The sequence below is a fragment of the Pseudohalioglobus sediminis genome (assembly GCF_008370495.1).
Taxonomy (GTDB): Bacteria; Pseudomonadota; Gammaproteobacteria; order Pseudomonadales; family Halieaceae; genus Halioglobus.
In genome coordinates this window covers 1-5,588 of record NZ_VTUX01000014.1, presented here as the reverse complement: position 1 = coordinate 5,588, position 5,588 = coordinate 1, and the positions used below count along the sequence as shown (strand labels likewise).

The window sequence follows — 5,588 nt, the reverse complement described above, 5'->3', positions numbered from 1 at the left end:
CTTAACAAGAAGACGAAGACAGATGTGTGGGCACTTGTTGGGATAGTTGTCACGACTATTCAGATACAACAAGTGACCATTGATTCATAGTTTTATGGAACATTGATTTCGAATTGTATCTGAGCCTCTGATTTGGTTGTTATCGCGAGGGCTTTCCTTCGGGAAAAGCAGCGCAAACGACCCCTCCTGTAGCTGGTAAAGTGCGGAGGTAAAAGATTTAAACTGAAGAGTTTGATCATGGCTCAGATTGAACGCTGGCGGCAGGCCTAACACATGCAAGTCGAGCGAGAAAGCCCTTCGGGGTGAGTACAGCGGCGGACGGGTGAGTAACGCGTAGGAATCTACCCAGTAGTGGGGGACAACATGGTGAAAACCATGCTAATACCGCATACGCCCTACGGGGGAAAGCGGGGGACCTTCGGGCCTCGCGCTATTGGATGAGCCTGCGTTGGATTAGCTAGTTGGTGGGGTAAAGGCCCACCAAGGCGACGATCCATAGCTGGTCTGAGAGGATGATCAGCCACACTGGGACTGAGACACGGCCCAGACTCCTACGGGAGGCAGCAGTGGGGAATATTGCGCAATGGGCGAAAGCCTGACGCAGCCATGCCGCGTGTGTGAAGAAGGCCTTAGGGTTGTAAAGCACTTTCAATTGGGAAGAAAAGCTGCAGGTTAATAGCCTGTAGCCCTGACATTACCTTTAGAAGAAGCACCGGCTAACTCCGTGCCAGCAGCCGCGGTAATACGGAGGGTGCGAGCGTTAATCGGAATTACTGGGCGTAAAGCGCGCGTAGGCGGTTATTTAAGTCGGATGTGAAAGCCCTGGGCTCAACCTGGGAACTGCACTCGATACTGGATAACTAGAGTACGAGAGAGGGAGGTAGAATTCCACGTGTAGCGGTGAAATGCGTAGATATGTGGAGGAATACCGGTGGCGAAGGCGGCCTCCTGGCTCGATACTGACGCTGAGGTGCGAAAGCGTGGGGAGCAAACAGGATTAGATACCCTGGTAGTCCACGCCGTAAACGATGTCTACTAGCCGTTGGGAGACTTGATTTCTTAGTGGCGCAGCTAACGCACTAAGTAGACCGCCTGGGGAGTACGGCCGCAAGGTTAAAACTCAAATGAATTGACGGGGGCCCGCACAAGCGGTGGAGCATGTGGTTTAATTCGATGCAACGCGAAGAACCTTACCAGGTCTTGACATCCAGAGAACTTTCCAGAGATGGATTGGTGCCTTCGGGAGCTCTGTGACAGGTGCTGCATGGCTGTCGTCAGCTCGTGTCGTGAGATGTTGGGTTAAGTCCCGTAACGAGCGCAACCCCTGTCCCTAGTTGCTAGCAGGTAATGCTGAGAACTCTAGGGAGACTGACGGTGACAAACCGTAGGAAGGTGGGGACGACGTCAAGTCATCATGGCCCTTACGACCTGGGCTACACACGTGCTACAATGGAACGCACAGAGGGCAGCAAACCCGCGAGGGGGAGCGAATCCCACAAAACGTTTCGTAGTCCGGATTGGAGTCTGCAACTCGACTCCATGAAGTCGGAATCGCTAGTAATCGTGAATCAGAATGTCACGGTGAATACGTTCCCGGGCCTTGTACACACCGCCCGTCACACCATGGGAGTGGGTTGCTCCAGAAGTGGTTAGCCTAACCTTCGGGAGGGCGATCACCACGGAGTGATTCATGACTGGGGTGAAGTCGTAACAAGGTAGCCCTAGGGGAACCTGGGGCTGGATCACCTCCTTAAACGATAGTGACGTTATTCCTTCAAGTGTTCACACATTTGTCTTTGTCTTATTCGGTTGATGCGAAAGAGATCACGAGCGCACCTGTAAGGCCCTTATCTCAAGGTTAGGGTTTTGGCGCAGGATGCGGGCGATCTGGTAAGGCTTTTTGAGAGTGAAAGAGGGAGCATACGAATAGTATGTGACCGATTGAACGAGCAAAATAACGCCGCCAGGGCGTACGCAGACCAGTCAAAACAGGCCTGTAGCTCAGTTGGTTAGAGCGCACCCCTGATAAGGGTGAGGTCGGCAGTTCAAATCTGCCCAGGCCTACCAAATACGCGTTACTCTTCGTTGTGAAATGACTCGCATAGCGTGCTATGCGTCGCCATTCCACGCCTCGATTAACACGCATTTGGTTTACTTGGCAGGCTACGTGGTTGCTGACGACACTATTTTGGGGCTATAGCTCAGCTGGGAGAGCGCTTCCCTTGCACGGAAGAGGTCTGCGGTTCGATCCCGCATAGCTCCACCACACTCTCTGCAGAGTCCGCATCACTGAAGTCAGAAAGAAGTGCTTATTGAGCGCTTCTTTCTGGTTTTACACCGGAAATGTTCTTTAACAAGGTAAATCAAGCTGAGTCTTTGGACTGAGGTCGTACACCAGCGGTAGGGGTGGATGACACAGTTCATAGATAATTGTTCTGTAGTGGCGGGTTTCAATTCCCCGCTGCTACAACGAGTTGTAATAAACACTGTGACTTAAGCGTCACAACATCCGGCGGGTGTGCACTTTGATCGGTGNACATCTACTAAGTACCTGGCCTTTGCCAAAGGGGGTCAGGGAAATGTCTTCTTGGACAGATAACTTCGGTTATATGGTCAAGTGACTAAGCGTATACGGTGGATGCCTTGGCAGTCAGAGGCGATGAAGGACGTTGGAGCTTGCGAAAAGTCTCGGGGAGGTAGCAACCAACCTTTGATCCGGGAATGTCCGAATGGGGAAACCCACCTGGTGTAAGCCAGGTACCTTTAACTGAATACATAGGTTAAAGGGGCGAACGAGGGGAACTGAAACATCTAAGTACCCTTAGGAACAGAAATCAATTGAGATTCCCCCAGTAGCGGCGAGCGACCGGGGATCAGCCTGCAAGTAATAGCTTTAGTGTTAGTGGAACGGTCTGGAAAGTCCGGCGATAGAGGGTGATAGCCCCGTACACGAAAACACTTTAGTGGTACTGAGCTTGCGACAAGTAGGTCGGGACACGTGTTATCTTGACTGAAGATGGGGGGACCATCCTCCAAGGCTAAATACTACTGACTGACCGATAGTGAACCAGTACCGTGAGGGAAAGGCGAAAAGAACCCCGGAGAGGGGAGTGAAATAGAACCTGAAACCGTATACGTACAAGCAGTGGGAGCAGGCTTGTCCTGTGACTGCGTACCTTTTGTATAATGGGTCAGCGACTTATTGTTTGTAGCAAGCTTAACCGTTTAGGGGAGGCGTAGGGAAACCGAGTCTTAATAGGGCGATTTAGTTGCAGGCAATAGACCCGAAACCGGGCGATCTATCCATGGGCAGGTTGAAGGTTAGGTAACACTGACTGGAGGACCGAACCCACTAACGTTGAAAAGTTAGGGGATGACCTGTGGATCGGAGTGAAAGGCTAATCAAGCCCGGAGATAGCTGGTTCTCCTCGAAATCTATTTAGGTAGAGCGTCGTGTCTTACCCTGGGGGGTAGAGCACTGTTTCGGCTAGGGGGTCATCCCGACTTACCAACCCGATGCAAACTCCGAATACCCAGGAGTACAATCACGGCAGACAGACGGCGGGTGCTAACGTCCGTCGTCGAGAGGGCAACAACCCAGACCGCCAGCTAAGGTCCCCAATACCAGTTAAGTGGGAAACGATGTGGGAAGGCTTAGACAGCTAGGAGGTTGGCTTAGAAGCAGCCACCCTTTAAAGAAAGCGTAATAGCTCACTAGTCGAGTCGGCCTGCGCGGAAGATGTAACGGGGCTAAACTGGTAACCGAAGCTGCGGATGCGTGCTTGCACGCATGGTAGAGGAGCGTTCTGTAAGCCGTTGAAGGTGAACCGGGAGGTTTGCTGGAGGTATCAGAAGTGCGAATGCTGACATGAGTAACGATAAGGGGGGTGAAAAACCTCCCCGCCGGAAGATCAAGGTTTCCTGCGCAACGCTAATCGGCGCAGGGTGAGTCGGCCCCTAAGGCGAGGCAGAAATGCGTAGTCGATGGGAAGCAGGTTAATATTCCTGCACTTCTTATTATTGCGATGGGGGGACGGAGAAGGCTAAGCCAGCGCGGCGTTGGTTGTCCGCGTTTAAGGTTGTAGGCTGAGATCTTAGGTAAATCCGGGATCTTAAGGCCGAGAGCTGATGACGAGCTCAAGGGGAAACCCGCGAGTGAAGTGGTTGATGCCATGCTTCCAAGAAAAGCCTCTAAGCTTCAGATAATGAGGAACCGTACTGTAAACCGACACAGGTGATCAGGTAGAGAATACCAAGGCGCTTGAGAGAACTCGGGTGAAGGAACTAGGCAAAATGGTACCGTAACTTCGGGAGAAGGTACGCCGGTTTTGGTGATGGGACTTGCTCCCTAAGCTGAGGCTGGCCGAAGTGACCAGGTGGCTGCGACTGTTTATTAAAAACATAGCACTCTGCAAACACGTAAGTGGACGTATAGGGTGTGACGCCTGCCCGGTGCCGGAAGGTTAATTGATGGGGTTATCTTCGGAGAAGCTCTTGATCGAAGCCCCGGTAAACGGCGGCCGTAACTATAACGGTCCTAAGGTAGCGAAATTCCTTGTCGGGTAAGTTCCGACCTGCACGAATGGCGTAACGATGGCCACACTGTCTCCACCCGAGACTCAGTGAAATTGAAATCGCTGTTAAGATGCAGTGTACCCGCGGCTAGACGGAAAGACCCCGTGAACCTTTACTACAGCTTCACACTGGACTCTGACTTTACTTGTGTAGGATAGCTGGGAGGCTTTGAAGCGATGGCGCTAGCTGTCGTGGAGCCAACCTTGAAATACCAGCCTGGTAACGTTGGGGTTCTAACTTAGGTCCGTTATCCGGATCGAGGACAGTGTGTGGTGGGTAGTTTGACTGGGGCGGTCTCCTCCCAAAGAGTAACGGAGGAGCACGAAGGTGCGCTAATCATGGTCGGAAATCATGAGGTTAGTGTAAAGGCACAAGCGCGCTTGACTGTGAGTCTGACAAGACGAACAGGTACGAAAGTAGGTCTTAGTGATCCGGTGGTTCTGAATGGAAGGGCCATCGCTCAACGGATAAAAGGTACTCCGGGGATAACAGGCTGATACCGCCCAAGAGTTCACATCGACGGCGGTGTTTGGCACCTCGATGTCGGCTCATCACATCCTGGGGCTGAAGCCGGTCCCAAGGGTATGGCTGTTCGCCATTTAAAGTGGTACGCGAGCTGGGTTTAGAACGTCGTGAGACAGTTCGGTCCCTATCTGCCGTGGGCGTTGGAGAATTGAGGGAAGCTGCTCCTAGTACGAGAGGACCGGAGTGGACGAACCTCTGGTGTTCGGGTTGTGTCGCCAGACGCATTGCCCGGTAGCTACGTTCGGACAGGATAACCGCTGAAAGCATCTAAGCGGGAAGCCCCTCCCAAGATAAGTTCTCCCTGACCCCTTGAGGGTCCTGAAGGGCCGTCCAAGACTAGGACGTTGATAGGCTGGGTGTGGAAGCGTTGTAAGGCGTTGAGCTAACCAGTACTAATTGCCCGTGAGGCTTGACCATATAATCCAAGTTATTTGACGGCTTTACCGTTGTTCCTGGCTGCTGTAGTCGGGGATGCAGTAAGGGCGTTA

2 tRNA genes and 2 rRNA genes are annotated in these 5,588 nt (G+C 52.4%); all 4 read left to right on the top strand.

What is annotated here, in order from left to right:
- Window positions 1-219 precede the first annotated feature (219 nt).
- Window positions 220-1,753, top strand: a 16S ribosomal RNA gene (locus tag F0M18_RS19875).
- Window positions 1,754-1,990: 237 nt separating this feature from the next.
- Window positions 1,991-2,067: transfer RNA gene (locus F0M18_RS19870), tRNA-Ile, on the top strand.
- A 123-nt stretch (window positions 2,068-2,190) separates the two neighbouring features.
- A tRNA-Ala gene (locus F0M18_RS19865) sits at window positions 2,191-2,266 on the top strand.
- A 345-nt stretch (window positions 2,267-2,611) separates the two neighbouring features.
- Window positions 2,612-5,517: ribosomal RNA gene (locus F0M18_RS19860) — 23S ribosomal RNA — on the top strand.
- Together the 16S and 23S rRNA genes with 2 tRNA genes alongside form the textbook arrangement of a ribosomal RNA operon.
- Window positions 5,518-5,588: the final 71 nt, after the last annotated feature.